Consider the following 25,237-nt stretch of genomic DNA (forward strand, 5'->3'; position numbering starts at 1 on the left):
GGCCGTCAGGACGTACGGGTCAGCGCCGGCGGACGCCCGCCGCCAGCTCGCCGGCCAGGGCGCGCACCGCGTCCAGCGCGGCCGCCTCGTCGTCGCCGGCCTCCAGGATCCGCTTCACGAACGCGGAGCCCACGATCACGCCGTCGGCGAAGCCCGCCACCTCCGCGGCCTGCGCGGGGGTGGAGACGCCGAGGCCGACGCAGACCGGCAGGTCGGTGGTGGCCCGGGTGCGGGCGACCAGGTCCTCGGCGAGCGAGCCGACCTGGGCGCGGGTCCCGGTCACGCCCATCACGGCGGCCGCGTAGACGAAGCCGCTGCCGGCCGCGGTGACCTCGGCCAGGCGCGGGTCCTTGCTGCTGGGGGCGACCACGAACACGGTGTCGAGCCCGTGCTCGTCCGCCGCCTTGCGCCACTCCTCGGACTCCTCCACCGGCAGGTCCGGCAGGATGCAACCGGCGCCGCCCGCGGCGGCGAGGTCGGCGGCGAAGCGCGCGGTGCCGTAGCGGTCGACCGGGTTCCAGTACGTCATCACCAGCACCGCCGCCTCGGGGTGCGCGGTGGCGACCTCCTGGACGGTGCGCAGCACGTCCTTGATCCGCACGCCGCCGCGCAGCGCGATGTCGTCGGCGGTCTGGATGACGGCGCCGTCCAGCACCGGGTCGGAGTGCGGCAGGCCGACCTCGACGATGTCGCAGCCGCCCTCGATCAGCGCGTTGATCGCCCGGATGCCGCCGTCGACGGTCGGGAAGCCGCCCGGCAGGTAGCCGATCAGCGCGGCGCGGTCCTCGGCCTTGGCGGCCGCCAGGATGCCACTGAGCTTCGATGCCATGGTCACTTACCCCCGTGGGCCGCGTCGTGGGCCGAGCCGCCGGCCGGCTCGTCGTACAGGCCGAAGTACTCGGCCGCGGTGTGCATGTCCTTGTCGCCGCGCCCGGAGAGCGAGACCAGGATGGTGGCCTCGGGCCCGAGCTCGCGGCCCAGCTCCAGGGCGCCGGCCAGCGCGTGGGCGCTCTCGATGGCCGGGATGATGCCCTCGGTGCGGGACAGCAGCCGCAGCGCCTGCATGGCGGCGTCGTCGGTGACGGGGCGGTACTCGGCCCGTCCGGTGTCCTTCAGCCAGGCGTGCTCCGGGCCGACGCCCGGGTAGTCGAGGCCGGCGGAGATGGAGTGCGACTCGATGGTCTGGCCGTCCTCGTCCTGGAGGACGTAGGTGCGCGAGCCGTGCAGCACGCCGGGGTCGCCCTTGGTGAGGGTGGCGGCGTGCTTGGGGGTGTCGGCGCCCTCGCCGGCGGCCTCGCAGCCGATCAGGCGCACGCCGGCGTCGGGGATGAACTCGTGGAAGATGCCCATCGCGTTGGAGCCGCCGCCGACGCAGGCGACGACGGCGTCGGGCAGCCGCCCGGTGCGGTCGAGCACCTGCTGGCGGGCCTCGATGCCGATGACCCGGTGGAAGTCGCGGACCATCATCGGGAAGGGGTGCGGGCCGGCCACGGTGCCGAACAGGTAGTGGGTGGAGTCCACGTTGGCGACCCAGTCGCGGAACGCCTCGTTGATGGCGTCCTTGAGGGTGCGGCTGCCGGAGGTGACGGACACCACCTCGGCGCCGAGCATCCGCATCCGGGCGACGTTCAGCGCCTGGCGCTGGGTGTCGACCTCGCCCATGTAGATGGTGCAGTCGAAGCCGAACAGGGCGCAGGCGGTGGCGGTGGCCACGCCGTGCTGGCCGGCGCCGGTCTCGGCGATGATCCGGGTCTTGCCCATCCGCCGGGTGAGCAGGGCCTGGCCCAGCACGTTGTTGATCTTGTGCGAGCCGGTGTGGTTGAGGTCCTCGCGCTTGAGCAGGACGCGCGCGCCGCCCGCCTCGGCGGAGAAGCGGTGCACGTCGGTCAGCGGGCTCGGGCGGCCGGTGTAGTCCTTGAGCAGGCCGTCGAGTTCGGCGGCGAAGGCCGGGTCGGCCTTGGCCTTCTCGTACTCCTCGGCGACCTGCTCGACCGCGGCGACCAGCGCCTCGGGGATGAAGCGGCCGCCGTAGGCACCGAAGTAGCCTCGGGCGTCCGGCACCTGGGCGCCGGGCAGGTAGTCCTTCGCGGACTTGTCGGACATGGTGGAGTCCTTTGGAAGATGACGACAGGGACGTCTCGTGGCTGGGCTCAGCCGGATGTCCGTCGCCATCGGCGGCCCGGCACCTGCCCGGGCTCGCAGCCGATCACGTAGCGCACCCGCCGCCCCAGCACCCGGCGTGCGGGCGCGCGGCAGCCGCGCGGGCGGCAACCGGGGGCGAGGCGGGTGGCGATCTTCATGTCGGCGGGTCAGTCCTTGTGCCGGACGGCGGGGTGGGCGCCGGCCGCGACCAGGTCGGCGACCGCGGCGCGCGGGTCCTTGCCGGTCACCAGGGACTCGCCGACCAGGACGGCGTCGGCGCCCAGGTTGGCGTAGGAGATCACGTCCAGCGGGCCGCGCACGCCGGACTCGGCGATCTTGACGACGCTGTCCGGGATGGCGTGGACGACGTTGCCGAAGGTGTTGCGGTCCACCTCAAGGGTCTTGAGGTTGCGGGCGTTGACGCCGATGATCCGCGCCCCGGCGTCCACCGCGCGCTTGATCTCCTCCTCGTCGTGCACCTCGACCAGCGGGGTGAGGCCGATCGACTCGGCCCGCTCGATCAGCGACACCAGGGCCGACTGGTCCAGGGCGGCGACGATCAGCAGCGCGAGGTCGGCGCCGTGCGCGCGGGCCTCCCACAGCTGGTAGGCGGTGACGATGAAGTCCTTGCGCAGCAGCGGGGTGTCCACCGCCGCGCGGACGGCGTCCAGGTCGGCCAGCGAGCCGCCGAAGCGGCGCTGCTCGGTGAGCACGCTGATCGCGGCGGCGCCGCCGGCCGCGTAGTCGCTCGCCAGGGCGGCCGGGTCGGCGATCGCGGCCAGGGCGCCCTTGGACGGGCTGGAGCGCTTCACCTCGCAGATCACCCGGACCCCGTCGCCCTTGAGCGCGGCGACGCCGTCCTTGGCCTCCGGGGCCTTGGCGGCGAGTTCCTTCAGCTGGTCCAGGGAGACCCGGGCCTGCCGTTCGGCGAGGTCCTCGCGGACCCCTTCGATGATCGTGTCGAGCACACTCATGCGCACACCTCGCTTCGCTCAGCAGGCGCTGCGCGCAACACGCACCTGTCAATGGTTCGCTCGCTCACGCGAAGTGCCCCCAACATTTCTGTTCGTTCGCCGGCGACGAGCCGTCCGGGCGGTGGCCCGGCGGCACTTCGATGGTATCGGCACCCGGGGGCGCGGGGCGCATCCGCCCGGTGTGCGTCTCGCGTGCCGGACGCCCCCCTGAGCAGCCCCCAACTGCGGTTTCACCGGTTCCCCGGCGGTGCCCGAACGCGCGGTGCGGACCAAGTGGACCGATGTACGGGCCCCGGTGTGGACCGGTGCGCGAGCCTGCGCGGGTCGCTACCCGCCGGCGTGGGCGGTCAAACCAGCAGGGGCGCCAGCCCCGCCCCGACGGGCAGGTTGCGCACCACCGTGAACACCAGCAGCAGCAGGAGGATCAGCACCCAGCGCCGGGCCCCGACCGGCGGCCTGGGCCGCGGCCCGGCGCCGGTCAGCGCGGCCCAGGCCCAGCGCAGCCACAACAGCGCCAGGACGCCGAACAGCAGGACGGCCGCGGCGTTGTCGTGCAGCGCGCCGGTGAAGTCCCCGTGGGCCAGCGCGTGGACGCAGCGCAGCCCCCCGCAGCCGGGGCACCACCAGCCGGTGGCGGCCAGGAAGGGGCAGTCGGGGTAGTGCCCGGGGGTGTTCGGGTCCACCGCGGCGACGTAGACGGCGGGGACGGCCACCGCCGCCAGCGCGGCCAGCGGCGGGCCGAGCCGGCGCAGGACGGGCGGCAGGGCGGAGGTGGTGGAGGCGGAGGTCACGCCCCGATTCTGCCCGTGCCGGGCCCGGACAGAACGAAACGGCGGGCGCGGCGCGCCCGCCGTTCGGTACTGCTACGAGTCGTACTCCTGCGAGTCGTACTGCTGCGAGGAGTCCGTCGTCAGGCGGCGACGGCGGCCCGGGCCGCGCGCTGCTCCTCGTGCGAGGTGTACACGTTGGCGCTCGGCTGCTGGCCCATGCCCGCCATCGACATCGCCTTGCCGACCACGCCGCCGGCCAGGATGACCGCGATGCCGGCCCAGACCAGCATCACCGACGGGAGGATCATCGCGACCCCCGCGATCCCGAAACCGATGAACGTGATGGTCACGCCGGTCCAGGCGGCGGTGGTGTGACCGTGTGCTGCTGCTGCCATCTGAGTGGTGCTCCTAGCCTCTCGGGGCCCGGCCGGGCCTGCGGGGCCGCCGGCGGGTTGACGGGTTCCATTGTGCCGGGCCACACACCGGCGGCCCAAAGCGGGTGGCGGGTCTATCGCGTCACACCGCCGCCGGGGCCCGTTGCGGGCTGCTGAGGTCTACTGGGGCCCGCTGAGGCCCGAAGCCCGGGCCCGCTCGGGCCCGGCGCTCAAGGCCCGCGCTCAGACCGTGGTCGGGTCCTCGCCCCGGTCCAGCGCCTTCCACAGGTCGGCCGGGGTCTCGCTCTTCGCCGGGGCCTTGCGGGTGGGCGCCTCGTAGCGGCTGCCCATGGCCGGCCAGCTCCGGCCGTAGCGGAGGGTGAGCAGCCCGGCGACGGCCAGCAGCAGCCCGCCGGCCAGCGCCACCCAGGGCCAGCCGGTGTGGCCGACCTCGGTGGCCGCCGACCCGGACAGCGCCAGCTTGCGGGCCGCCTCGGCGTCCAGCGCGGCGGTGTCCCCGGCGCCCGCGGCCGAGGCGGCGGCCGCGCCGAGGCCCGCCAGCAGGGTCAGCGCGCCGACCGCGAGCCGGCCCGCGCCGCGCACCGCGAACACCGCGACGGCCGCCGCGAGCCCCACCAGGGCCAGTCCGCCCGGGAGTTCGGAGATCGCGCCGCCGGAGACGGACACCGCCAGGGTGCCGGCCCGGCCCTCGGCCCAGACCCGGCCGACGGCGGTCAGCACCAGCACGGCGCTCAGCACGGTCAGCAGGAGCATCACGCCGAGCGTCCGGCGGCCCGACGCGGGGGCCGGCGGGGCGGGTACGGGGGTCTGGTCAGGTGCGCTCACCCGTCCACTATCCCCCGCCCGGCGTCCGGCCCCGCACCCGGGGTGGGCGGCCCTGCCGGGAACTCGTCCGTCCGCAGCACCAGCGTCCGCCCGGCGAGCGGCAGGAACAGGTCGTTGCCGAACGGCACCCGCTCCGCCTCCCGGTACCCGCCGTCGGCGGACGGCGCGGTGTGCACGGTGCAGGCCGCCGCCGCCGGGTCGACCACCACGTACAGCGGGATCCCGCTGCGCGCGTACGCCAGCGCCGCCTCGGCGAGGTGCGGCCGGGCCACCTCCAGGACGGCCTCGACGTCGCTCCCGGCGTACCGGCCCCGGCCGTCGGGCTCCGCCCCCGGGGCGGTCACCGTCAGGTCGGGGATCAGGTCGGGGGCGTCGGCCGGGGCGTCGGTCACGGCGCCGGACAGCACCCGGCCGTGCCCGCCCAGCTGGTCCTCGATCTGGGCGGCCGCATCGAGCACGACCACCCGCCGCAGTTCGTCGGGCGACACCTCGGACATCCCGGCCGCCTCCCTCGACGACTCACGGCTTACAGCTCACGACTGTGGACTCACGACAGTTCCGGCGTCCGCAGCGTATTGGCGGTGGCGACGGCCCGCAGCACGGCGGCCGCCTTGTTGCGGCACTCGGTGTCCTCCCCGTGCGGGTCGGAGTCCGCGACCACGCCCGCGCCGGCCTGCACGAAGGCGGTGCCGTCGCGCAGCACGGCGGTGCGGATCGCGATCGCGGTGTCGGAGTCCCCGGCGAAGTCCAGGTAGCCGACGCAGCCGCCGTACAGGCCTCGGCGGGTGGGCTCCAGCTCCTCGATGATCCGCATCGCGCGGGGCTTGGGCGCGCCGGACAGGGTGCCCGCCGGGAAGCAGGCGGTCAGCACGTCGAAGGCGGTCCGCCCGGGCGCCACCCGGCCGGTGACGGTGGAGACGATGTGCATCACGTGGCTGTAACGCTCGATGTGCATGAAGTCGACCACCTCCACGCTGCCCGGCTCGCAGACCCGGCCGAGGTCGTTGCGGCCCAGGTCGACCAGCATCAGGTGCTCGGCCCGCTCCTTGGGGTCGGCGAGCAGCTCGGCGGCCAGCGCCGCGTCCTCGTGCGGGGTGGCGCCGCGGTGCCTCGTCCCGGCGATCGGGTGCACCATCGCCTCGCCGGCGGTCACCTTGACCAGCGCCTCCGGGCTGGAGCCGACCACGTCGAAGCCGCCCTCGGCGGTGCCGTCCGGCCCCGGGAAGCGGAACAGGTACATGTACGGGCTGGGGTTGGTGGTGCGCAGCACGCGGTAGACGTCCAGCGCCGAGGCCGGGCAGGGCGCCTCGAAGCGCTGCGAGGGGACGACCTGGAAGGCCTCGCCGGCCCGGATCCGCTCCTTCACCACCTCCACCGCCGCCCGGTACGGCGCGCCGCCGAACGGGGAGCGGGCCTCGCCCGGCCCGGCCGGGGTGAAGGTGGCCAGGCCCGGGTCGACCGGCTTGAGCAGGTCGGCCTCCATGGCGTCCAGCCGGGCCACCGCGTCCGCGTAGGCCTCGTCCACGCCGCTGGCCAGGTCGTTGTGGTTGACGGCGTTGGCGATCAGCAGCACCGTGCCGTCGACGTGGTCGAGCACGGCGAGGTCGGTGGCGAGCATCATGGTCAGCTCGGGCAGCCGCAGGTCGTCCGGGTTGAGGTCGGGCAGCTTCTCCAGCCGGCGGACGACGTCGTAGCCCAGGTAGCCGACCAGGCCGCCGGTGAGCGGCGGCAGGCCGTCGTCGTCGCGGCGCGGGGTGTGCAGCGCCTCCAGCGCGGCGCGCAGCACCTGCAAGGGGTCGCCGCCGGTCGGGATGCCGACCGGCGGGGTGCCCAGCCAGCGGGCCTCGCCGTCCTCCCCGACGGTGAGGACGGCGGCGCTGCGGACACCGACGAAGGAGTAGCGCGACCAGCTGCGGCCCTGCTCGGCGGACTCCAGCAGGAAGGTGCCGGGCCGCTCCTCGGCGAGGCTGCGGTACAGGCCGATCGGGGTGAGACCGTCCGCGAGGAGCCTGCGGGTGACCGGGATGACCCGGGTGTCGACGGCGAGCTTGCGGAAGGCTTCGAGATCCATGGCGAGCGGCACCTTCTGGAGATCCGGTAGGAGGAGCAGGAGGAGAGGTCAGGCGAGCGGGAGCACGTCGGCGTCGAAGCAGGTGCGGTCGCCCGTGTGGCAGGCGGCACCGGTCTGGTCGACCTTCACCAGCAGAGTGTCGCCGTCGCAGTCCAGCGCCACCGACTTGACCGCCTGGGCGTGGCCGGAGGTGTCGCCCTTCACCCAGTACTCGCGGCGGCTGCGGCTCCAGTAGGTGCAGCGGCCGGTGGTGAGCGTGCGGTGCAGCGCCTCGTCGTCCATCCAGCCCAGCATCAGCACCTCGCCGGTGTCGTACTGCTGCGCGATCGCCGGGAGCAGGCCGTCCTCGGTGCGCTTGAGGCGCGCGGCGATCTCGGGGGCCAGGGCGGTGGTGCCGGGGGTGGCGGGTGTGGTGGACATGGGGCCATTGTTGCAGTCCGGCCCGCAGCCCCGGTGCGGCCTGCGCCCTGCGCCGTGCGCCTTGTGCGGTGGGCCCTACACGGTGCACTCACTACCTCCAGGCTGGATCCGTGCGGCCGGGGAGCCTATCCCGCCCTACCCCGAACCTCGCCGTAAAGGGGCGATTTCGGCCAACCGCCTGCCGGGCGGGCCCCGCGTGGGCCATCCTCATGCCCATGACCTCCGAGCAGCAGCCGCCCGCAGCCGCCGACTCCCGCCCGTCCCGGGGCCTGGTCCTCGCCGTCGTGGCCGTCCTGGCCGTGCTGCTCGCGGTGGTGGCCACCGTCCTGCTCTGGCCGGAGGAGCGCAAGCCCGCCGCCGCGCCACCCCCGCCCACCCCCACGGCCACCCCGACCCCCACACCCACCCCCACACCGACACCCACCCCGACCAAGGCCCCGCCGTACGCCTTCTTCCCGGTCGGCGCCTGCTTCGACCACCCGCAGCTCAGCCCGGTGATCACCAAGGCCGAGGAGCGCCCCTGCACCGGCGAGCACGACGGCCAGGTGATCGCCGACCTGAAACTGGCCGACGGCCTGACCGGCGAGATCCCGATCTCGCTCGCCATGCGCGAGGGCTGCAAGGAGGCCGAGGCCGCCGCCAAGGCCCGCCAGAACGACGGGAAGACGTACTACGGCCGCCAGTTCGGCCCCGCCCAGGCCAACTACCAGCAGGGCTGGCGGGACTACACCTGCACCCTGACGGCCTCCAACAAGCAGGGCGGCCCCAAGCTCACCGGCAACCTGCACTGACAGCCTCTATCGTGGCGCCATGTCGAACCACGCCCTCGCCGAACGCCACCGCCTCGCCGCACTCCTGGCCGCCGCCGGGCCGGACGCCCCCACCCTCTGCGCCGGGTGGACCACCCGCGACCTCGCCGCCCACCTGGTGATCCGGGAGCGCCGCGCCGACGCGGCAGCCGGCATCCGGGTCGGCGCCCTCGCCGACTGGACCCACCGGGTGCAGTCCGCGTACGCCGAGCGCCCGTACGAGGAACTGCTGAAGCTCTTCCGCTCCGGCCCGCCGGTGTTCTCCCTGTTCGCCCTGCCCGGCGCCGACGAGGCCGCGAACACCGTCGAGTACTACGTGCACGCCGAGGACGTCCTGCGGGCCGCCGACGACTGGACGCCCTCCCCGGTGCCCGCCGGCCGCGCCGAAGCCCTGTGGCGCCGACTGCCACTGCTGGCCCGCCTGGAAGCCGGCCGCCGCTCCCCCGTCCGCCTGACCCTGCGCCGCCCCGACGGCCAGTCCCTCACCGTCGGCCCCACCGGCTCCCCCACCGTCCAACTCACCGGCGAACCGGGCGACCTGGTCCTCTTCACCTACGGCCGCGGCACCCACACCACCCTCACCGCAGACGGCTCCCCCGACGCCCTCGAAGCCCTCCGCCACGTCCTCCCCCTGCCTGCGCGGTAAAAGCGAGAAAAATGAAGCGCTGCCCCTCGGAATACCGAGGGGCAGCGCTCGACGACCCAAGACCGATAGAAATGGGAGGAGATCGAAAACTCCCCGCTGGCTATCAGCTCCGCCACGAATCGAGGGAGACGCTCGGGCCATCGGTGAGATAGCCGATCAGAGCGCCCCTGGTAGTGGAGACGAATTCCTCCGGTACCGCACCGACGCCGACCCACGCAACGTCCGAGTGCTTGGCGGGTTCCCCGTTCGCGAGCTCACCGGACCACCGGTGAGCCGCGAAAACGACAGTCAGGAAGCCGTTCGGAGCCTCGACGCCGCGAGCACCATGGATGACGTGGACGAGTTGCAAGTCCTCGGGAGCAACGACGAGCCCGGTCTCCTCCCTGAGCTCGCGAACCGCCGTCTCCGTGATCGGCTCGCCTGGTTCGCTCTTGCCGACCGGCAGATCCCACAGGCCCTGCGCGAACTTGGCCTTGGGCCCCCGCCGGAGAAGAACGACACGTTGAGCTTCAAGGTCATGGACGATGACGGCGGCGACCAACAGAGTCATCGACTCCGTAGCGGGATTGAGAGCAGTCGTCTGATCGGCGATCGGCTGAGCCACGTCGGTCGGTTCCTTCCTGCGGTACGGCTGTTGCGAAGAAGCGCGTCGGTCCTTCCAAACGCCCGACCAACGCCGAGGGCACGTGCATTCTCGATCAGCGCCGCGCAGGAGCGGGGCTGATCGAGACCGAGCGCCCGACGAGCCAGGACCCACATCATCCACCCAGCTTCTGAGATGCTGTCGTTCCGTCGAAAGGGGCCTCAGCGATGCGGTGGAAGATCCACGGGGAACGTCCGATCTACGAGAACCCCTGGGTGAACCTGTGGCTCGCCGACGTCGAGCAGCCCGACGGGCACCGGTGGGAACACCACGTGGTCAAACTGCGGCACCTCGCGGTGGCCGCCGTCGTGAACAGCGAGAAGCAGGTCCTCATGATGTGGCGGCACCGCTTCATCACCGACACCTGGGCCTGGGAACTCCCGATGGGGCTGATCGAGCCCGACGAGACCCCTGCGGAGGCGGCAGCCCGGGAGGCGCTGGAGGAGACCGGTTGGAAGGTCGGTGAGGTCAAACCGCTGATCTACGCCCAGCCGGCGAACGGCATCACGGACTCCGAGCACTTCGTCTTCCGAGCCGATGCGGTCGAGTACACGGGACCGCCCACCGAGCGCAACGAGTCCGACCGAATCGAGTGGATTCCCCTGTCCGCGCTGCGCGGCATGGTCGACCGCCGCGAGATCGTCAGCAGCGGCACGCTCGTGGGCGTGCTCTACCTGCTCCTGGACGAGGCCGGTCTCTGAATCACCTGGCCATGCCGGTGATCCGGTCGACCAGATCCACGACCGAGGCACTTCTGCGGTAGAGCCCAAGGAGCCAACGGAACTCCTGGAGGTGGGCAACCACCCGGGGAGACTCAACAACCGCCGTGAGGTCGAGGGCCTTTGTGGCAGTGGCGCAAGCCAACTCGACCTCTCGTCGCTGGAGTTGGGTCCGCGCGAGCCAGAAGGTGTGGAACGCACGCCCTCTGAGGTTCGTCGTTGACTCGGTCCGCAGCGCTTCGGCGATGAGGGGTTCGGCAGCGATGGCTTCCCCCATTTGGCCAAGGGCGATTCCGGTATCGCCCCGCCCCCGGCTGCGGATGTCAGTGGGCGGGTGCAGACTCGCAGAGGGTCGGGGAGGGTGCGTGCGCGCGCCCGACGGAACCGGCCTGGTCACGTCTTCCGTCGAAGGGGCACCACCTCATGCTCACCACCGACTTTCCGACCGGCGCGCCCTGCTGGATCGACCTCGGCAGCCCGGACATCCCCGCCACCGCCGAGTTCTACGGCAAGGTCTTCGGCTGGACGTTCCGGTCCGGCGGCCCGGAGGCGGGCGGCTACGGCTTCTTCCAGCTGGGCGGCAGGACGGTCGGCGCCGTCGGCCCGCTCGACGAGGGTGACCAGCCGATCTGGACGACGTACTTCCATGCCGCCGACGTGCATGCCACGGCGAAGGCCGCCGAGCAGGGCGGCGGCTCGGTGCTGGTGCCGCCGATGGACGTCATGGGCGAGGGGTGGTTCGCCCAGTTCGCCGACCCGCAGGGGGCCAGGTTCGCGGTCTGGCAGCCGGGCAAGACCGCCGGTCTGGAGGCCGTGTCGGAGGACGGCGCGCTGGTCTGGTCCGAGCTCCACACTTCGGACCAGAGCGCCGGGGTCGGCTTCTACCAGGCGCTGTTCGGCTGGCGGGTGGAGAAGTTCGAGCCGGCTCCGGGCATGGACTACCGGGTGATCTCGACCTCCGAGGGCGACCAGCAGGCCACGGCCTTCGGTGGCATCGCCCCGACCATGTCCCCGCAGGAGCCCTCCGCCTGGACGCCGTACTTCGCCGCCGACGACGTTGAGGCGGTGATCGCGAAGGCGACGGCGGCCGGCGGCTCGGTGCTGATGCCCGCCGAGACCGTGCCGAACGTCGGTCGGCTGGCCTGGCTGGCGGACCCGCACGGCACGCCGTTCGCGCTGATCAAGGGCGAGCCGCCGCAGGCCTGAGACAGAAGGCCTGAGAACCCCGCAGGCCTGAGAACGCGGGAGGGCCCGCCGTTCCGAAGCCGGAGCGGCGGGCCCTCAAGCCGTACGGACGGTCACCGCACCGGGTGCCCGGCCTCCCGCAGCGCGTCCTTGACCTGCCCGATCCGCAGGTCCCCGAAGTGGAAGACGCTCGCGGCGAGCACCGCGTCCGCGCCCGCCTCGACGGCCGGCGCGAAGTCGGCGAGCTTGCCGGCGCCGCCGGAGGCGATGACGGGCACGGAGACGGTCTTGCGGACGGCCCGGATCATCTCCAGGTCGTAGCCGTCCTTGGTGCCGTCGGCGTCCATCGAGTTGAGCAGGATCTCGCCGGCGCCGAGTTCGGCCGCGCGCCCGGCCCATTCGACGGCGTCGAGGCCGGTGCCCTTGCGTCCGCCGTGGGTGGTGACCTCGTAGCCGGACGCGGTCTCGGTGCCGGGGGGGCAGCGCCGGGCGTCCACGGACAGCACCAGGACCTGCCGCCCGAAGCGCTGGGCGATCTCGCGGACCAGTTCCGGCCGGGCGATGGCGGCGGTGTTGACGCCGACCTTGTCGGCGCCGGCCCGCAGCAGCTTGTCGACGTCCTCGACGGCGCGGATGCCGCCGCCGACGGTGAGCGGGATGAAGACCTGTTCGGCGGTGCGACGGACCACGTCGTAGGTGGTTTCCCGGTCGCCGGAGGAGGCGGTGATGTCGAGGAAGGTCAACTCGTCGGCGCCCTCGGCGTCGTAGAGCTTGGCCATCTCGACCGGGTCGCCGGCGTCGCGCAGGTTCTGGAAGTTGACGCCCTTGACCACCCGCCCGGCGTCGACGTCCAGGCAGGGGATGACACGTACGGCGAGGGTCACGGCTGTTTGCCTTCCAGGGTCTTTGCCAGCCCGGATCGATAGGCGTCGAGCTCGATCTCGACCATCATCCGGGAGTCGATCAGCCCGTCGACCACCACCATGGTGGCCACCGGGCGGGCGGCGTCGAAGAGTTGGTGGTGGGCGCGGCCCACCTCGTCGGCGTCGCGGACGTGGGTGATGTACATCCGGGTGCGGACCACGTCGTCCGCCGTCAGACCGTACGCGGCGAGGGCGTTGAGCCCGACGCCGAACGCGGCGAGGGTCTGCCGGTAGGGGTCTCCCTCGTGCTCGATCCGGCCGTCCACCCAGGCGGTGGAGCCGGCCACGTGCACGTGGTCTCCCGCGGCGACCGCCCGCGAGTAGCCGAACTGGTCCTCCCAGGGGGAGAATCCGCCGACCCTGCCACGTACGATCCGACGTTCCGTCATCCTGAAACCGCCTCCAGGGCCTCTTCGAGGGTGAACTTCTGCTCGTAGAGTGCCTTGCCCACGATGGCGCCCTCGACACCCGCACCGACCAGGCCGGCGATGGCGCGCAGGTCGTCGAGCGAGGAGACGCCGCCGGAGGCGACGACGGGGCGGTCGGTGGCGGCGCAGACGTCGCGCAGCAGCTGCAGGTTGGGGCCGGTCAGGGTGCCGTCCCGGTTGACGTCGGTGACGACGTAGCGGGCGCAGCCCTCCTGGTTGAGCCGCTCCAGCACCTCGAAGAGCTGGCCGCCGTCGCGGGTCCAGCCGCGGCCGCGCAGGGTGGTGCCGACGACGTCCAGGCCGACGGCGATCTTGTCGCCGTGCTCGGCGATGGCCTTGGCGACCCACTCGGGGGCTTCCAGGGCAGCGGTGCCGAGGTTGACCCGGGTGCAGCCGGTGGCGAGCGCGTTGGCGAGCGACTCGTCGTCGCGGATGCCGCCGGACAGCTCGACCTTGATGTCGAGGCGGCCGGTGACCTCGCGCAGCAGCTCGTAGTTGGTGCCGGTGCCGAAGGCGGCGTCGAGGTCGACCAGGTGCAGCCACTCGGCGCCGGCGTTCTGCCAGGCGAGGGCGGCGGCGAGCGGTTCGCCGAAGGAGGTCTCGGTGCCGGACGCGCCCTTGACCAGGCGGACGGCCTGGCCGTCCCGGACGTCGACGGCGGGAAGCAGTTCGAGGCGGCTCATAGTCACAACTCTTCCGAGCTCAGAGGGTGTTGACCCAGTTGGTCAGGAGGGCGGCGCCGGCGTCGCCGGACTTCTCGGGGTGGAACTGGGTGGCCCAGAGCGGGCCGTTCTCGATGGCGGCGACGAAGGGCTGCCCGTGGGTGGCCCAGGTGACGAGCGGGGCGTGGATCCGTGCGCTGTGGGTCTCCAGCTCCCAGTGCCGCACACCGTAGGAGTGCACGAAGTAGAAGCGGCTCTGCGGGTCGAGGCCGGCGAACATCCGGCTGCCCTCGGGCACGTCGACGGTGTTCCAGCCCATGTGCGGGATGACGGGGGCGTCCAGCGGCTCGACGACGCCGGGCCACTCGTCGCAGCCGGCCGTCTCCACGCCGTGCTCGACCCCCTTCTCGAAGAGGATCTGCATGCCGACGCAGATGCCCATGACGGGGCGGCCCCCGGCGAGCCGGCGGCCGATGATCCAGTCGCCCCGGACGGACTTCAGGCCGCGCATGCAGGCCTCGAAGGCGCCGACGCCGGGGACGAGCAGGCCGTCCGCGTTCATCGCGGTGTCGTAGTCGGAGGTGACGGTGACGTCCGCCCCGGTCCGTTCGAGCGCGCGCTGCGCGGAGCGGAGGTTGCCCGACCCGTAGTCGAGGACGACGACGTTCTTGCCCATGTTCAGGTGTCCAGTCTCTCTACGTGTCCGGAGCTCACGTGTCCAGAGCCCATGTATCCAGCGCCCATGCGGCTAGAGGCGCATGATGCCGGAGGCCAGGCACATGACCGAGCCGAACGCGAGCACCAGGATGACGCCCTTGGGCAGCTTCTGCTTCCAGAACGAGATCACGCCGCCGGCCAGGAAGAGGCCGACGAAGATGAGGGCGAGGGTCGCCTTGCTCACAGTGCACCCTTGGTCGAGGGGAGGATTCCGGCCGCGCGCGGGTCGCGCTCGGCGGCGTAGCGCAGGGCTCGGGCGAGCGCCTTGAACTGGCATTCCACGATGTGGTGGGCGTTGCGCCCGTACGGCACGTGGACGTGCAGGGCGACCTGCGCCTGGGCAACGAAGGACTCCAGGATGTGCCGGGTCATCGTGGTGTCGTACGAGCCGATCATCGGCGCCATGCGCTCGGGCTCGGTGTGCACCAGGTACGGCCGGCCGGAGAGGTCCACGGTGACCTGGGCGAGCGACTCGTCCAGCGGCACCGTGCAGTTGCCGAAGCGGTAGATGCCGACCTTGTCGCCGAGCGCCTGCTTGAAGGCGGCGCCGAGCGCGAGGGCGGTGTCCTCGATGGTGTGGTGGGTGTCGATGTGCAGGTCGCCGTCGGTCTTGACGGTGAGGTCGAAGAGACCGTGGCGGCCGAGCTGGTCGAGCATGTGGTCGTAGAACCCGACGCCCGTGGAGATGTCGGTCTTCCCGGTGCCGTCGAGGTCGATCTCGACCAGGACCGCGGTCTCCTTGGTGGTGCGTTCGACGCGTCCGATGCGGGACATACGGGTTACAGCTCCTTGATCACGGTGCGGACGGCGTCCAGGAAGGCGTCGTTCTCGGCGGGCGTGCCGGCGGTGACGCGCAGCCACCCGGGGACGCCGTTGTCACGGACCAGGACGCCCTGGTCGAGGATGGCCTGCCAGACGGCGTGGGTGTCGGCGAAGCGGCCGAACTGGACGAAGTTGGCGTCCGAGTCGGTGACCTCCAGGCCGAGCCCGCGCAGCGCGTCGACCAGCCGGTCGCGCTCCGCCTTGAGCCGGCCGACGTACCCGAGCAGGGTGTCGGTGTGCTCCAGGCAGGCCAGCGCGGTGGCCTGGGTGACGGACGACAGGTGGTACGGCAGGCGGACCAGCTGCACCGCGTCCACCACGGCCGGGTCGGCGGCCAGGTAGCCCAGGCGCAGCCCGGCCGCGCCGAAGGCCTTGGACATGGTGCGGGAGACCACCAGGTTGGGGCGGCCCTCGATGAGCGGCAGCAGCGAGGCCCGGTGCGAGAACTCGACGTACGCCTCGTCGACGACGACCAGGCTGGGCCCGGCGGCCTGCGCGGCCTCGTACAGCCGCAGCACGGTGTCGGCGGCGACGGCGGTGCCGGTCGGGTTGTTCGGCGAGCAGACGAAGACCACGTTCGGCCGGTGCTCGGCGATCGCGCCGAGGGCGGCGTCCAGGTCGATGGTGAAGTCGTCGTTGCGCGGGCCGGAGATCCACTCGGTGCCGGTGCCCCGGGAGATCAGCGCGTGCATCGAGTAGGAGGGCTCGAAGCCGAGCGCGCTGCGGCCGGGGCCGCCGAAGGTCTGCAGCAGCTGCTGGAGCACCTCGTTGGAGCCGTTGGCGGCCCAGACCTGCTGCCGGGTGACGGCGAAGCCGGTGGTCCGGCCGAGGTACGCGGCGAGGCCTTCGCGCAGTTCGACGGCGTCCCGGTCGGGGTAGCGGTTGAGGTTGCGGGCGGCCTCGGCGACGCGTTCGGCGATCCGGGCGACCAGCTCCTCGGGGAGCGGGTACGGGTTCTCGTTGGTGTTCAGCTGGACGGGCACGTCCAGCTGAGGCGCGCCGTACGGGGACTGGCCGCGCAGCTCGTCGCGGATGGGGAGGTCGTCGATCCGAGTCACCCGAGTCGCACCAGCCACCGGAGTCGCACCAGCCTCAGAAGTCACAGGAGTCACAGAAGAAGTAACAGCAGTCACGATCCCGGCACCGTCCAGTCGAAGCGCGCCTTGATCGCGTCGCCGTGCCCGGGCAGGTCCTCCGCGTTGGCGAGGTTGACCACGTGCGCGGCGACGTCGGCGAGCGCGTCCCGGTCGTACTCGACGACCTGGACGCCGCGCAGGAAGGTCTGCACGGACAGGCCGGAGGAGTGGCAGGCGCAGCCGCCGGTGGGCAGCACGTGGTTGGAGCCGGCCGCGTAGTCGCCCAGCGAGACCGGGGTCCAGCGGCCGATGAAGACGGCGCCCGCGTTGACGACCTTGGCGGCCGCCGCGTGCGGGTCCCGGGTCTGGATCTCCAGGTGCTCGGCCGCGTAGGCGTTGACCACGGCGAGGCCCTGCTCCAGGTCGTCGACCAGGATGATCCCGGACTGCCGGCCGCCCAGCGCCTCGGCGACCCGCTCGCTGTGCTTGGTCCTGGCGACCTGGACGGCGAGTTCCGCCTCGACCGCGTCGGCCAGCGCCGGCGAGTCGGTGACGAGCACCGAGCCGGAGGTCGGGCCGTGCTCGGCCTGGCTGATCAGGTCGGCGGCCACGTCGGAGGGCAGCGCGCTGTCGTCGGCGAGGACGGCGATCTCGGTCGGGCCGGCCTCCGAGTCGATGCCGATCCGGCCGGCGAAGAAGCGCTTGGCGGCGGCCACGTAGATGTTGCCGGGGCCGGTGACCATGTTGACCGGCGCGCACTCCTCGGTGCCCAGCGCGAACATCGCCACGGCCTGGGCGCCGCCGACGGAGTACACCTCGTCCACGCCGAGCAGCGCGCAGGCCGCCAGGATGGTCGGGTGGACGCGGCCGGCGCCCCAGTCACTGTTAAAAGGGGCCTTCTGCGGCGGCGAGGTGACGGCGATGCCCTGGACGCCCGCCTCCTGGGCCGGCACCACGTTCATCACCACGGAGGACGGGTAGACGGCCAGCCCGCCCGGCACGTACAGGCCGACGCGCTCCACGGGCACCCAGCGCTGGGTGACGGTGCCGCCCGGCACCACCCGGGTGGTGTGCTCGGTGCGGCGCTGGTCGGCGTGCACGGCGCGGGCCCGGCGGATCGACTCCTCCAGCGCGGCCCGCACCTTCGGGTCCAGCGTCTCCAGGGCCTCGGTCAGCTGCTCGGCCGGGACACGGGTCGACTCCAGCCGGACGCCGTCGAAGCGCTCGGTGATCTCGATCACGGCCGCGACCCCGCGATGGCGTACGTCCTCGGCGATCGGCCGCACCTTCTCCAGGGCGGCCGCCACGTCGAACTCGGCACGGGGCAGCAGGTCACGCGGGTCGTCCAGCGAGCCGCGGAGGTCGATTCGAGAGATCACGCCACCCAGTGTAAGGAGTGGCCGGAACCCCTGGTCCCGCATTTCAGTCCGTGATACGAAAGGCGAGACGACCGGGGGGACGGGGAAAAGCATGCTGGAGCACGCCCCGGAGGGCTGGACCGATACGGAGCGTGAGCTCTGGGAGGCCTTCCGTCGCGGCAACGTCTTCGACCGGCGCAGTGGCGACGCCGCCACCGACGACCCGTTCGGGGACGCCGCCTGGGGCCCCGGGCGCACCGTCCGGGCCAAGGTGCTCGCCCATCTGTTGCTGGCCGGCCCGGCCGCCGCCACCGGGCGGGTCGCCTCGCTGCGGCTCAACGGCGTGCTGGTCACCGGCGCGCTCAACCTGGCCGGCGGCGCCATCGGCCACTACGTCGAACTCCGCGAGTGCCGTTTCGAACGCAAGATCCTCATCTCGGAGGCCTCGGCCTCCACGCTGCGCTTCGTCACCTGCCTGATCCCCCGCCTGGAGGCCTCCCGGCTCACCACCACCGGCGACCTCCATCTGGCCCGCTGCCGGATACCCGAGGGCGTACGGCTCACCGACGCCAAGGTCGGCACCGACCTGCTGCTCAACCAGACCGTCCTGGGCGGCGACCGCTACGGCCGCGCGCTGTCCGCCGACGGCCTGGCCGTCCACCAGGATTTCGAGGCCGAACGCGTCGACGTGCAGGGCGAGTTGAGCCTGCGCACGGCCCGGATAGGCGGCCGGCTGTCGCTGCGCGGCGCCCAGCTGCACGCCGTCCCGCAGAACCGCACCTGCCTCAACGCCGTCCGGCTCACCGTCGGCCACACCCTCTACCTGACCAGCTCCGCCGACGGCGGCTGGTTCGGCTCCCGCAGCTACTACGGCTCCGGCTACGGCCAGAACCCGCCGCCCGGCGCCCCCAGCACCCCGTTCCGCGCCTTCGGCCGGGTCCGGCTCTCCGACGCCCGCTTCGAGAGCGCCTGCCTGATCTCCGGCGAGTTCCACCTGGAGGGTGACGACGAGCTCTCGCTGCGCCGCATCCACACCCCCGAGCTGCGGTTCACCTGCCGGGTCCGCCCCACCGGCACCGTCTCGCTCTCCCGCGCCCGGGTCGGCAACCTCGTCGACACCCCGGACGCCTGGCCGCGCGGGCGCCACCTGGGCCTGACCGGCTTCGTCTACGAGGTGCTGCGCCCGGTCGGGCCCTTCAGCGTCCAGCAGCGGATCGCCTGGCTGGAGGGCTCCGCGGTGGACTTCCAGCCCGAGTCCTACGAGCAGCTCGCCGCCGCCCTGCGCCGCGACGGCGCCGACGACGACGCCCGCGAGGTGCTGTACGCCAAGCAGCGCCGCCGCCACCGGACCCTCCCGCTGCCCGCCCGGATCTGGGGCCGGGTCCAGGACGCCACCGTCGGCTACGGCTACCGCCCCGGCCGGGCCGGCCTGTGGCTGCTGCTCGCCTGGGCGCTGGGCAGCGTCTGGTTCGCCACCCACCCGCTGCAGCCGCTGAAGGCCGACGAGCACCCGCACTGGAACCCGGTGCTGTACACGCTCAGCCAGCTGGTCCCGGTCGTCGAGCTCGGCCAGCAGGGCTGGAACCCCGGGGGCCTCAGCCAGTACGTCACCGCCGGGCTGGTGATCGTCGGCTGGCTGCTCGCCACCACCGTCGTGGCCGGCGCCACCCGCATGCTGCAACGGGGCTGACCGCCCCGGCGGGCCGCCCTCGGGCGCAACCCCGACGCGCCGCGACCGCGCGGGGAACTACGCTGTCCGCCGTGACAGAACGGCTGCCGCTCTTCCCGCTGAACAACGTGCTCTACCCGGGCCTCGTGCTGCCCCTGAACGTCTTCGAGGAGCGTTACCGCCGTCTCGTCGCCGACCTGCTCCAACTACCGGCCGACACGCCGCGCCGCTTCGGCGTGCTCGCCATCAAGGACGGCCGCGAGGTCTCCCCGGTCCGCCCCGAGGAGGGCCCGACCGGGCCGCTCGGCGGCCTCGGCACGGCCACCGGGGACCCGCTGGAGGCGATGTTCCACATCGGCTGCGTCGCCGACGTCGCCTCCGTCCAGGAGCAGCCGGACGGCCGCTACGAGCTGCTGGTCACCGGCACCACCCGGTTCCGGCTCCGCTCGGCGGACGTCTCCGGCCCGTACCTGACCGGCGAGGCCGAACTCGTCGAGGAACAGCCCGGCGAAGGCTCCGGCGCCCTCGCCGCCGAGGTCGAGCGGGCCTTCCGGGTCTACCAGAAGCGCCTCGCCGGGGCCCGCGAGGCCAGCACCGTCGGGCGCCAGGAGCTCCCGGACGACCCGCAGGTGCTCTCCTACCTGGTCGCCGCCGCCTCGGTGTTCGAGACCCCGGTCAAGCAGCAGTTGCTGGCCTGCCCCGACACCGCCCAGCGGCTGCGCACCGAACTCGACCTGCTGCGCCGCGAGAGCTCCGTGCTCAGCTGGCTGCCGTCGCTGCCCGCCGTCGACCTCACCCGCCAGTCGTTCAGCCCCAACTGATCCGGAAAACCCGCACGTAATCCGGGAAACCCGCACGGCGAAGAAGGAGCCCCACATGGCGAAGAAGCCGAAGAAGGGCGGGCAGGGCACCCCCGCCACCGTCGCCCTGGAGACCGCCGCCGTCCCGTTCACCGTGCACGCCTACGAGCACGACCCGGCCGCCGCCTCCTACGGCGGCGAGGCCGCCGAGGTCCTGGGCGTCGCCGCCGAGCGGGTCTTCAAGACCCTGGTCGCCGACGTGGACGGCGTGCTCACCGTCGGCGTGGTCCCGGTCGCCGGGCAGCTCGACCTCAAGGCCCTCGCCGCCGCCGTCGGCGGCAAGCGCGCCGCCATGGCCGATCCGGCGGCCGCCGAGCGCAGCAGCGGCTACGTCCTCGGCGGCATCTCCCCACTCGGCCAGCGCCGCCCGCTGCGGACCGTGGTCGACGCCAGCGCGCTCACCCACCCCACCGTCTACGTCTCCGGCGGGCGCCGCGGCCTGGAGGTCGAACTCGCCCCGGCCGACCTGGTCACCCTCACCGGCGCCCGCACCGCACCGATCGCCCGCTGACCCCGGGCGCGGGCGCGGGCCCCTCCCCGGTCCCGCACCCCCGCGCCTACGCGGTCAGCCCTGCCCGCGCTCCCCCGGCCGTGCAGCGTCCTCCGGCCGAACACCGTCGTCCGCCCGCACGGCGTCCTGCGGAGGCCACACAGCGCCGTCCGCGGGGGCCTGCGGCGCAGCCGCCCCGTACGGCCCGGCCCAGTACGGCGGCGGGTCCTCCTCGCGCTTGCCGAACGCCGCCGACAGCGCCAGCAGCACCACCATCGCCGCCATCGGCCACACCAGCAGCGCCCCCAGCGCGCCGAGGTCGATGCTCGCGTCGAAGTGCCCGCCGTTGCCGACCCGCCGGGCTTCGGCGATCAGGTCGTTGCTGGGGCCGAGCCACCGGCCGAGCCGCCAGGCGCCGACCGAGCCGAGCAGTCCGCCGACCATCAGTCCGAGCGCGACCGCGATGCCGCCGCCGCGCTGCCGGGTGGCCAGGAAGGCCCCGAGCGCGGTCAGGAGGCCGGCGCCGAGCGCGATCAGGGCGAAGACCGCGTCGGCCCCCGCCCGCTGTTCGCCTTCGGGGTCGGCGTAGAGGATGCGGTCGCCGTCCACGACCAGCGGCACCTTGGGCGCGAGCCAGACCCACAGCCCTGCCATCACCAGTCCGACCGCGATGCAGGCCAGTACCGTGCCCGCGCCGAGCCGCAGCTCGGGCAGCAGCCGCTCCTTGAGCGTGGGGCCCGGCGACTGCGCGACCGCGAGGCCGGCCGGCGGCGGGGTCCCGGCGTCGGGGGCGGGCGGCGGCGCGTACGGATCGGGGGTGATGTCCGGCACCGCGTCCGCGGCGGCGCGGGTGGGGTCCGGAGGTGTGTTCGGTACGGTCACAGGCCCCATCGTTTCACGATCGCGGCCGGGACGAGCCGCCGCCCGTGCCTCCCGGAGCCGGACCCCGCACCGCGCGGAGCCGGACCCCGGGCGGCCCCCGGGACACCCCCTACCGGGAGACGGCCCGCCGGTAGGCCCAGGTGGCGATCGCCAGCGACACCACGCCGACGCCCGCGCAGACGGCGAGGTCGCCCGCGATCAGCGCCCAGTCCGGGTCGGGTTCGAACGTCCGGGCGAAGGCCTCGACGCCGTACGTGGAGGGCAGCAGGTCGCGCAGCCACAGGACGGGCTGCGGGAGGTGGTCGACGGGCAGCACCCCGAGCAGCAGCGCCGCCGACATGCCGAGCTGCCCGAGCATGGTGGCGATCTCCTGCCGGGGCGCGAGCAGCCCGCAGGCGGCCCCGAGCCCGGACAGGGCGGCTCCGGCGAGCGGGACGACGGCCAGCAGCACCCACAGCTGCCCGAGCGGCAGCCCGAACATCACGGCGCCGAAGGCCGCGGTGAGGACCGTCCCGGGCAGCGTGAACGAGGCGTAGGCGGCGGCCGCGCCGAGCACCACGGAGGCGGCGGGTACGGGCAGCGTCGCGTAGTGGTCGAGTCCGCCGGTGGCCCGCAGCTTCCCGAAGTACTGGGCGAGCAGGTTGAGGGCGACGAACGCCACCACCAGCACGCTGGACCCGGCGACCACGGACCGCGCGGCCGAGGTCTGCCCGGCGTCCACCACGCCCCGCATCATCACGAGGATGCCGACGGACTGGAAGGTGGCGACGAACAGCAGCGGGATCCGCGCCACCCGGGCCCGGGCGAGTTGCGCCCGGTAGACGGCGGCGAGGGCGGGCAGCAGCCGGGCCGCTGGGGCGAGCGGGGCGGGGGTGCCGCCGGTCGCGGGGGCGGTGGCCTGCGGCGGCACCGAGAGCAGCGTCACTTGGCCAGTCCTCCGTGGCGGCCCCCGAGCTTGAGGTAGGCGTCCTCAAGGCTCGGGGTGGCGAGGGTGAAGTCGTCGAGGGCGGCGAAGGCCGGGCCGGTGGTGACGGCGGCGACCAGTTCGCGGGCCTGTTCGGGGGTGGTGCGGACGGTCCAGCGGCGGCCGGTGCGTTCGGCCCGTTCGGCGAGTGCGGCGACGGCGGGGACGGCGAGCGGCGCCTCGTCCCGCCAGACCAGGTCGAGCCGGACGTCGCCGTCGACGAGGGCCTTGAGCCCGCCGGGGGTGTCGCAGGCGATGACCCGCCCGTCGTCGATGACGGCGACCCGGTCGAGCACGGTCTCGGCCTCGATGACGTTGTGGGTGACCAGCAGGACGGTGGCGCCGCGTTCGGTGCGGCGCCGGTCGACGGCGGTCCAGACGGCCCGCCGGGCGACGGGGTCCATGCCGGTGGTGGGTTCGTCGAGGACGAGCAGCGGCCGTTCCCCGACGAGGGCGGCGGCGACGCAGGCGAGTCGGCGCTGGCCGCCGGAGAGCTTGGCGAGCGGCCGCTGGGCGAGGGGTTCGAGCCCGAGTTCGGTGAGGACGTCGGCGGCTTCGGTACGGGCCCGGGCCCGGGTGAGGCCGCGCAGCCGTCCGGTGGTCTCGGCGGCGAGCGCGACGGTCAGTTCGTCGAGGGCGCTGGATTCCTGGCCGAGGTAGCCGAGCAGCCGGGCGGCCCGTTCGGGGTGGCGGACGATGTCGTGGCCGAGGAGTTCGACGGATCCGGAGTCCGGGCGCAGCAGACCGGTGAGCTGGCGGACGAGGGTGGACTTGCCGGCCCCGTTGGGTCCGAGCAGCCCGAAGATCTCGCCCTGGCGGACGGTGAGGCTGATTCCGTCGTTGGCCCGGATCTCGCCCGCGGCGGCTCCGCGCCCGGTGCGGTAGGTCCTGACGAGGTCGCGCACGGCGACGCACGGCGGGGTGTTCTGGGGTACTCGCCCTGCCGACTCGGTCACGACCGAAGACTTTACGCGTTCGCCCGGGCGAACCGGACAAGGGGGCCTGATCACCGAAAACCGGCACGCGGCTCGCCGGGTCCAACCCGGGCCGTGCGCCCGTCAGTCGTCCACGACGACCATCGATCCGCCGGGCACCCGCACCGCCAGTTCCTTCCAGAATCCGGCCCGGATGGCGTAGCGGTCGTGTTCGTCGATCTGGTCGTCCTTGTGCGCGAGCAGTCCGAAGCGGGCGGCGTAGCGGAGGAGTTCGCCGTCGACCCGGTGCGGGATGCGGGGGTAGTCGGGCCAGAGCACGGTGAGCCGTTCGACGTCGCCCAGCCGTTCGCTCCAGCGGCGGGCGAAGACCTGGCCGACTTCGTGGGCGTCGCCGCCGATGGAGGTGATGTCCTCCTCGCGGTCGGCCCAGCGCTGTTCGGCGGTGGTGAGGTGGGCGAGGGTGGGGAGGCTGTCGCCGGCGGTGACGGCGGGTTCGGGGGCGGGGCGGTCGACCCAGCCGCGGTCGGAGGACCAGCGCAGGACGGGGCCGGCCTGTCCGGGGGCGCCCGTCGTGCCGACGGCCTGCCCGTTGGTGCCGTGCCCGTTCGCCTGCCCGTTCAGGAACCCGTTGCCGCCGTGCCCGTTGGCGCCGTGCCCGTTGACGAGCCCGTTGCCGCCGTGGCCGTTCGCGAGTCCGGTGCCGCCGTGCCCGTTGACGGCCGGGGCGACGGTGGGGGTGCGCCCGGCGAGGTCCTTGGGGGTGGGGACGACCTTGAGCGCGGCGGCCGGCTGGGACCGCCCGGCGCCTGGGACGGCCCCGACGACAGCGGCCCCGACGGCGGAGGCCCCGAGGGCAGCGGGCACGGCGGCCGGGGCGACGGCGGCCGGCTGGACGACCGGGGGCGCCACGACCGGCGCCGCGGCGGGTGCCACCACGGGCGGGGCGCCGGGCGGGGCGGCGAGGATCTTGGCGATCTCCTGGCGGGCGCCGGGCGCCGGGAAGACGTTGGCGTTGTCCCGGAGGCTGAAGGAGCCCTCGATCCACTCGCGGTCGAGCACTCTTCGCTCGTCGGCCTCGCCGACCAGGTCCTCGGACTGGTTGAAGTCGCCGTCCGCGGCCTGGAGCGCCCACAGGTGGACGGCCACGCCGTGTTCCTTGGCGGTCATCATGCCGGGCAGCAGGTCGCCGTCGCCGGTGATCAGGACGACGTCGGCGCAGGCCCGGTTGCGGGCGAGTTCGGAGAGTTCGGCGTGCATGGCGGCGTCGACGCCCTTCTGCACCCAGCGCCCTTCGGCGCGGGTGAGGGCGCCGAGCCGCACGGTGACGCGGGGCAGGACGCGCAGTCGGCGGTGTTCGGGCATCGGGCGCCGGTCGGGGGCGGCATCGAACCAGTAGATGCGCAGCAGCGGAAGCCCGGTCTCGGCTTCGGCGCGTTCGCGCAGCGCGGTGATCAGCGCGGTGTGGTCGACGGTGACTCTGGAACGGGATGGGTCACCGGCGAGCAGGCTGGCGGCGGCGCCCAGCAGGTATCCGGCATCCACCAGGACGACACAGCGGTCCATCGCGCACCTCTTTCCACTCGCCCTCGTGTGGGGGTCGGGCCGGGTGGGCGCGGATCCGCCCGTCGTCCGGACGTGGTGGGGTGAGGGGCCCCCGTGGCCGCCCGATCGTTGGGTCACCTTTTCCCCCTGGTTCGCGCGCCGAACCTCGACGGATGTCGCGGTACCGCAACGGCAAGCCCAACGGAACGCAAAGGCGGGCCCCGTTCAACGACGGGGCCCGCCCTTGGTCACGCCGGGGAGTGCGAGCGGGCGCCCGCCCCAAGGTGCGGGGCGCCCCCCGCGAGGGGCG

At 73.4% G+C, this 25,237-nt stretch carries 31 protein-coding genes; 7 read left to right on the forward strand and 24 right to left on the reverse strand.

Annotation, left to right across the window (positions count from 1 at the left end; genetic code table 11):
- Positions 1-19: 19 nt before the first annotated feature.
- From trpA to hisI, 10 genes are all read right to left on the reverse strand, one after another.
- On the reverse strand, positions 20-829 hold the full coding sequence (trpA, locus tag ACFWPI_RS17715; protein ID WP_063347165.1) for a tryptophan synthase subunit alpha: 810 nt from the start codon (positions 827-829) through the stop codon (positions 20-22).
- Positions 830-831: 2 nt separating this feature from the next.
- Complete coding sequence (gene trpB / locus ACFWPI_RS17720) at positions 832-2,103, reverse strand: tryptophan synthase subunit beta (RefSeq protein WP_063347166.1); 1,272 nt, start codon at positions 2,101-2,103, stop codon at positions 832-834.
- A gap of 47 nt (positions 2,104-2,150) precedes the next feature.
- Positions 2,151-2,300, reverse strand: a complete 150-nt coding sequence (trpM, locus tag ACFWPI_RS17725; RefSeq protein ID WP_167745855.1) for a tryptophan biosynthesis modulator TrpM — start codon at positions 2,298-2,300, stop codon at positions 2,151-2,153.
- A gap of 9 nt (positions 2,301-2,309) precedes the next feature.
- Positions 2,310-3,116 (reverse strand): indole-3-glycerol phosphate synthase TrpC, encoded by an 807-nt coding sequence (gene trpC, locus ACFWPI_RS17730; protein WP_063347167.1) that lies wholly within the window; start codon positions 3,114-3,116, stop codon positions 2,310-2,312.
- 347 nt (positions 3,117-3,463) lie between these two features.
- Positions 3,464-3,907 (reverse strand): DUF2752 domain-containing protein, encoded by a 444-nt coding sequence (locus tag ACFWPI_RS17735; RefSeq protein ID WP_063347168.1) that lies wholly within the window; start codon positions 3,905-3,907, stop codon positions 3,464-3,466.
- A 119-nt stretch (positions 3,908-4,026) separates the two neighbouring features.
- Positions 4,027-4,281: an HGxxPAAW family protein gene (locus ACFWPI_RS17740; RefSeq protein ID WP_380334098.1), complete on the reverse strand. Its 255-nt coding sequence runs from the start codon at positions 4,279-4,281 to the stop codon at positions 4,027-4,029.
- A 222-nt stretch (positions 4,282-4,503) separates the two neighbouring features.
- A complete protein-coding gene (locus tag ACFWPI_RS17745) occupies positions 4,504-5,106 on the reverse strand; it encodes a TIGR02234 family membrane protein (protein ID WP_380376397.1) in 603 nt (200 codons plus the stop codon).
- Positions 5,103-5,603, reverse strand: coding sequence for a Uma2 family endonuclease (locus ACFWPI_RS17750; protein WP_380376395.1), 501 nt, complete (start codon positions 5,601-5,603; stop codon positions 5,103-5,105). The genes ACFWPI_RS17745 and ACFWPI_RS17750 overlap by 4 nt, the downstream gene beginning before the upstream one ends.
- Positions 5,604-5,653: 50 nt before the next feature.
- On the reverse strand, positions 5,654-7,177 hold the full coding sequence (locus ACFWPI_RS17755) for an anthranilate synthase component I (RefSeq protein ID WP_380334091.1): 1,524 nt from the start codon (positions 7,175-7,177) through the stop codon (positions 5,654-5,656).
- A 48-nt stretch (positions 7,178-7,225) separates the two neighbouring features.
- Complete coding sequence (gene hisI / locus ACFWPI_RS17760) at positions 7,226-7,597, reverse strand: phosphoribosyl-AMP cyclohydrolase (protein WP_063347172.1); 372 nt, start codon at positions 7,595-7,597, stop codon at positions 7,226-7,228.
- A gap of 215 nt (positions 7,598-7,812) precedes the next feature.
- Here hisI and ACFWPI_RS17765 point away from each other — a divergent pair, with 215 nt between their 5' ends.
- Both ACFWPI_RS17765 and ACFWPI_RS17770 read left to right on the forward strand, forming a co-directional pair.
- Positions 7,813-8,388, forward strand: a complete 576-nt coding sequence (locus ACFWPI_RS17765; protein WP_380376391.1) for a hypothetical protein — start codon at positions 7,813-7,815, stop codon at positions 8,386-8,388.
- A gap of 19 nt (positions 8,389-8,407) precedes the next feature.
- Positions 8,408-9,052: a TIGR03085 family metal-binding protein gene (locus ACFWPI_RS17770; RefSeq protein WP_380376389.1), complete on the forward strand. Its 645-nt coding sequence runs from the start codon at positions 8,408-8,410 to the stop codon at positions 9,050-9,052.
- A 103-nt stretch (positions 9,053-9,155) separates the two neighbouring features.
- Here the strand turns inward: ACFWPI_RS17770 and ACFWPI_RS17775 are convergent, their stop codons facing one another.
- On the reverse strand, positions 9,156-9,656 hold the full coding sequence (locus tag ACFWPI_RS17775) for an NUDIX domain-containing protein (RefSeq protein ID WP_380376387.1): 501 nt from the start codon (positions 9,654-9,656) through the stop codon (positions 9,156-9,158).
- Positions 9,657-9,862: 206 nt separating this feature from the next.
- Between ACFWPI_RS17775 and ACFWPI_RS17780 the strand changes: the two genes are divergently transcribed.
- The gene (locus tag ACFWPI_RS17780; protein ID WP_380376384.1) at positions 9,863-10,396 is read left to right on the forward strand and encodes an NUDIX domain-containing protein; all 534 of its coding nucleotides are present in this window, start codon (positions 9,863-9,865) and stop codon (positions 10,394-10,396) included.
- A gap of 1 nt (position 10,397) precedes the next feature.
- Here the strand turns inward: ACFWPI_RS17780 and ACFWPI_RS17785 are convergent, their stop codons facing one another.
- Positions 10,398-10,691 (reverse strand): hypothetical protein, encoded by a 294-nt coding sequence (locus tag ACFWPI_RS17785; protein ID WP_380376381.1) that lies wholly within the window; start codon positions 10,689-10,691, stop codon positions 10,398-10,400.
- A 146-nt stretch (positions 10,692-10,837) separates the two neighbouring features.
- Here ACFWPI_RS17785 and ACFWPI_RS17790 point away from each other — a divergent pair, with 146 nt between their 5' ends.
- The gene (locus ACFWPI_RS17790) at positions 10,838-11,620 is read left to right on the forward strand and encodes a VOC family protein (protein WP_380376379.1); all 783 of its coding nucleotides are present in this window, start codon (positions 10,838-10,840) and stop codon (positions 11,618-11,620) included.
- Positions 11,621-11,712: 92 nt separating this feature from the next.
- On the opposite strand, the gene hisF is transcribed toward ACFWPI_RS17790, so the two are convergent.
- The 8 genes from hisF to hisD form a co-directional block, all read right to left on the reverse strand.
- Positions 11,713-12,483, reverse strand: a complete 771-nt coding sequence (gene hisF, locus ACFWPI_RS17795) for an imidazole glycerol phosphate synthase subunit HisF (protein ID WP_063347178.1) — start codon at positions 12,481-12,483, stop codon at positions 11,713-11,715.
- Entirely contained in the window at positions 12,480-12,911 is a 432-nt protein-coding gene (locus ACFWPI_RS17800) for a RidA family protein (RefSeq protein WP_063347179.1), read from the reverse strand. The genes hisF and ACFWPI_RS17800 overlap by 4 nt, the downstream gene beginning before the upstream one ends.
- Positions 12,908-13,633 (reverse strand): bifunctional 1-(5-phosphoribosyl)-5-((5-phosphoribosylamino)methylideneamino)imidazole-4-carboxamide isomerase/phosphoribosylanthranilate isomerase PriA, encoded by a 726-nt coding sequence (gene priA, locus ACFWPI_RS17805; RefSeq protein WP_350885736.1) that lies wholly within the window; start codon positions 13,631-13,633, stop codon positions 12,908-12,910. The genes ACFWPI_RS17800 and priA overlap by 4 nt, the downstream gene beginning before the upstream one ends.
- A 19-nt stretch (positions 13,634-13,652) precedes the next feature.
- Complete coding sequence (gene hisH / locus ACFWPI_RS17810) at positions 13,653-14,288, reverse strand: imidazole glycerol phosphate synthase subunit HisH (protein ID WP_063347181.1); 636 nt, start codon at positions 14,286-14,288, stop codon at positions 13,653-13,655.
- A 72-nt stretch (positions 14,289-14,360) separates the two neighbouring features.
- Entirely contained in the window at positions 14,361-14,513 is a 153-nt protein-coding gene (locus tag ACFWPI_RS17815) for a hypothetical protein (RefSeq protein WP_167745856.1), read from the reverse strand.
- Positions 14,510-15,103 carry an imidazoleglycerol-phosphate dehydratase HisB gene (hisB, locus tag ACFWPI_RS17820; RefSeq protein WP_380376373.1) on the reverse strand — a complete coding sequence of 198 codons (594 nt, stop codon included), beginning with the start codon at positions 15,101-15,103 and terminating at the stop codon, positions 14,510-14,512. Before hisB ends, ACFWPI_RS17815 begins: the two co-directional genes overlap by 4 nt.
- Positions 15,104-15,108: 5 nt before the next feature.
- Complete coding sequence (locus tag ACFWPI_RS17825; protein WP_380376371.1) at positions 15,109-16,209, reverse strand: histidinol-phosphate transaminase; 1,101 nt, start codon at positions 16,207-16,209, stop codon at positions 15,109-15,111.
- A gap of 71 nt (positions 16,210-16,280) precedes the next feature.
- Positions 16,281-17,606 carry a histidinol dehydrogenase gene (gene hisD, locus ACFWPI_RS17830; RefSeq protein WP_380376369.1) on the reverse strand — a complete coding sequence of 442 codons (1,326 nt, stop codon included), beginning with the start codon at positions 17,604-17,606 and terminating at the stop codon, positions 16,281-16,283.
- Between the two features lie 91 nt (positions 17,607-17,697).
- On the opposite strand from hisD, the gene ACFWPI_RS17835 reads away from it, so the two are divergent.
- The 3 genes from ACFWPI_RS17835 (at position 17,698) to ybaK (ending at position 20,625) form a co-directional block, all read left to right on the forward strand.
- Positions 17,698-19,275: an oxidoreductase gene (locus tag ACFWPI_RS17835; RefSeq protein ID WP_380376366.1), complete on the forward strand. Its 1,578-nt coding sequence runs from the start codon at positions 17,698-17,700 to the stop codon at positions 19,273-19,275.
- Between the two features lie 71 nt (positions 19,276-19,346).
- Complete coding sequence (locus ACFWPI_RS17840; protein WP_380376363.1) at positions 19,347-20,075, forward strand: LON peptidase substrate-binding domain-containing protein; 729 nt, start codon at positions 19,347-19,349, stop codon at positions 20,073-20,075.
- A gap of 55 nt (positions 20,076-20,130) precedes the next feature.
- Positions 20,131-20,625, forward strand: a complete 495-nt coding sequence (gene ybaK, locus ACFWPI_RS17845; protein ID WP_063347187.1) for a Cys-tRNA(Pro) deacylase — start codon at positions 20,131-20,133, stop codon at positions 20,623-20,625.
- A gap of 54 nt (positions 20,626-20,679) precedes the next feature.
- Here the strand turns inward: ybaK and ACFWPI_RS17850 are convergent, their stop codons facing one another.
- The 4 genes from ACFWPI_RS17850 to ACFWPI_RS17865 form a co-directional block, all read right to left on the reverse strand.
- Complete coding sequence (locus tag ACFWPI_RS17850; protein ID WP_380376359.1) at positions 20,680-21,486, reverse strand: hypothetical protein; 807 nt, start codon at positions 21,484-21,486, stop codon at positions 20,680-20,682.
- A gap of 109 nt (positions 21,487-21,595) precedes the next feature.
- The gene (locus ACFWPI_RS17855) at positions 21,596-22,411 is read right to left on the reverse strand and encodes an ABC transporter permease (protein ID WP_063347189.1); all 816 of its coding nucleotides are present in this window, start codon (positions 22,409-22,411) and stop codon (positions 21,596-21,598) included.
- Positions 22,408-23,406 carry an ABC transporter ATP-binding protein gene (locus ACFWPI_RS17860; protein ID WP_380376357.1) on the reverse strand — a complete coding sequence of 333 codons (999 nt, stop codon included), beginning with the start codon at positions 23,404-23,406 and terminating at the stop codon, positions 22,408-22,410. Before ACFWPI_RS17860 ends, ACFWPI_RS17855 begins: the two co-directional genes overlap by 4 nt.
- A gap of 102 nt (positions 23,407-23,508) precedes the next feature.
- Positions 23,509-24,948 carry an NYN domain-containing protein gene (locus ACFWPI_RS17865; protein WP_380376355.1) on the reverse strand — a complete coding sequence of 480 codons (1,440 nt, stop codon included), beginning with the start codon at positions 24,946-24,948 and terminating at the stop codon, positions 23,509-23,511.
- Positions 24,949-25,237 lie beyond the last annotated feature (289 nt).

The organism is Kitasatospora sp. NPDC058492, assembly GCF_042720685.1.
GTDB lineage: Bacteria > Actinomycetota > Actinomycetes > Streptomycetales > Streptomycetaceae > Kitasatospora.

Excerpts from the sequence above, each read along its gene's own strand:
- trpA (WP_063347165.1), bottom strand. The coding sequence starts at position 829 with ATGGCATCGAAGCTCAGTGGCATCCTGGCGGCCGCCAAGGCCGAGGAC.
- trpB (WP_063347166.1), bottom strand. The coding sequence starts at position 2,103 with ATGTCCGACAAGTCCGCGAAGGACTACCTGCCCGGCGCCCAGGTGCCG.
- trpM (WP_167745855.1), bottom strand. The coding sequence starts at position 2,300 with ATGAAGATCGCCACCCGCCTCGCCCCCGGTTGCCGCCCGCGCGGCTGC.
- trpC (WP_063347167.1), bottom strand. The coding sequence starts at position 3,116 with ATGAGTGTGCTCGACACGATCATCGAAGGGGTCCGCGAGGACCTCGCC.
- ACFWPI_RS17740 (WP_380334098.1), bottom strand. The coding sequence starts at position 4,281 with ATGGCAGCAGCAGCACACGGTCACACCACCGCCGCCTGGACCGGCGTG.
- ACFWPI_RS17750 (WP_380376395.1), bottom strand. The coding sequence starts at position 5,603 with ATGTCCGAGGTGTCGCCCGACGAACTGCGGCGGGTGGTCGTGCTCGAT.
- ACFWPI_RS17755 (WP_380334091.1), bottom strand. The coding sequence starts at position 7,177 with ATGGATCTCGAAGCCTTCCGCAAGCTCGCCGTCGACACCCGGGTCATC.
- hisI (WP_063347172.1), bottom strand. The coding sequence starts at position 7,597 with ATGTCCACCACACCCGCCACCCCCGGCACCACCGCCCTGGCCCCCGAG.
- ACFWPI_RS17765 (WP_380376391.1), top strand. The coding sequence starts at position 7,813 with ATGACCTCCGAGCAGCAGCCGCCCGCAGCCGCCGACTCCCGCCCGTCC.
- ACFWPI_RS17770 (WP_380376389.1), top strand. The coding sequence starts at position 8,408 with ATGTCGAACCACGCCCTCGCCGAACGCCACCGCCTCGCCGCACTCCTG.
- ACFWPI_RS17780 (WP_380376384.1), top strand. The coding sequence starts at position 9,863 with ATGCGGTGGAAGATCCACGGGGAACGTCCGATCTACGAGAACCCCTGG.
- ACFWPI_RS17785 (WP_380376381.1), bottom strand. The coding sequence starts at position 10,691 with ATGGGGGAAGCCATCGCTGCCGAACCCCTCATCGCCGAAGCGCTGCGG.
- ACFWPI_RS17790 (WP_380376379.1), top strand. The coding sequence starts at position 10,838 with ATGCTCACCACCGACTTTCCGACCGGCGCGCCCTGCTGGATCGACCTC.
- ACFWPI_RS17800 (WP_063347179.1), bottom strand. The coding sequence starts at position 12,911 with ATGACGGAACGTCGGATCGTACGTGGCAGGGTCGGCGGATTCTCCCCC.
- priA (WP_350885736.1), bottom strand. The coding sequence starts at position 13,633 with ATGAGCCGCCTCGAACTGCTTCCCGCCGTCGACGTCCGGGACGGCCAG.
- hisH (WP_063347181.1), bottom strand. The coding sequence starts at position 14,288 with ATGGGCAAGAACGTCGTCGTCCTCGACTACGGGTCGGGCAACCTCCGC.
- hisB (WP_380376373.1), bottom strand. The coding sequence starts at position 15,103 with ATGTCCCGCATCGGACGCGTCGAACGCACCACCAAGGAGACCGCGGTC.
- ACFWPI_RS17835 (WP_380376366.1), top strand. The coding sequence starts at position 17,698 with ATGCTGGAGCACGCCCCGGAGGGCTGGACCGATACGGAGCGTGAGCTC.
- ybaK (WP_063347187.1), top strand. The coding sequence starts at position 20,131 with ATGGCGAAGAAGCCGAAGAAGGGCGGGCAGGGCACCCCCGCCACCGTC.
- ACFWPI_RS17865 (WP_380376355.1), bottom strand. The coding sequence starts at position 24,948 with ATGGACCGCTGTGTCGTCCTGGTGGATGCCGGATACCTGCTGGGCGCC.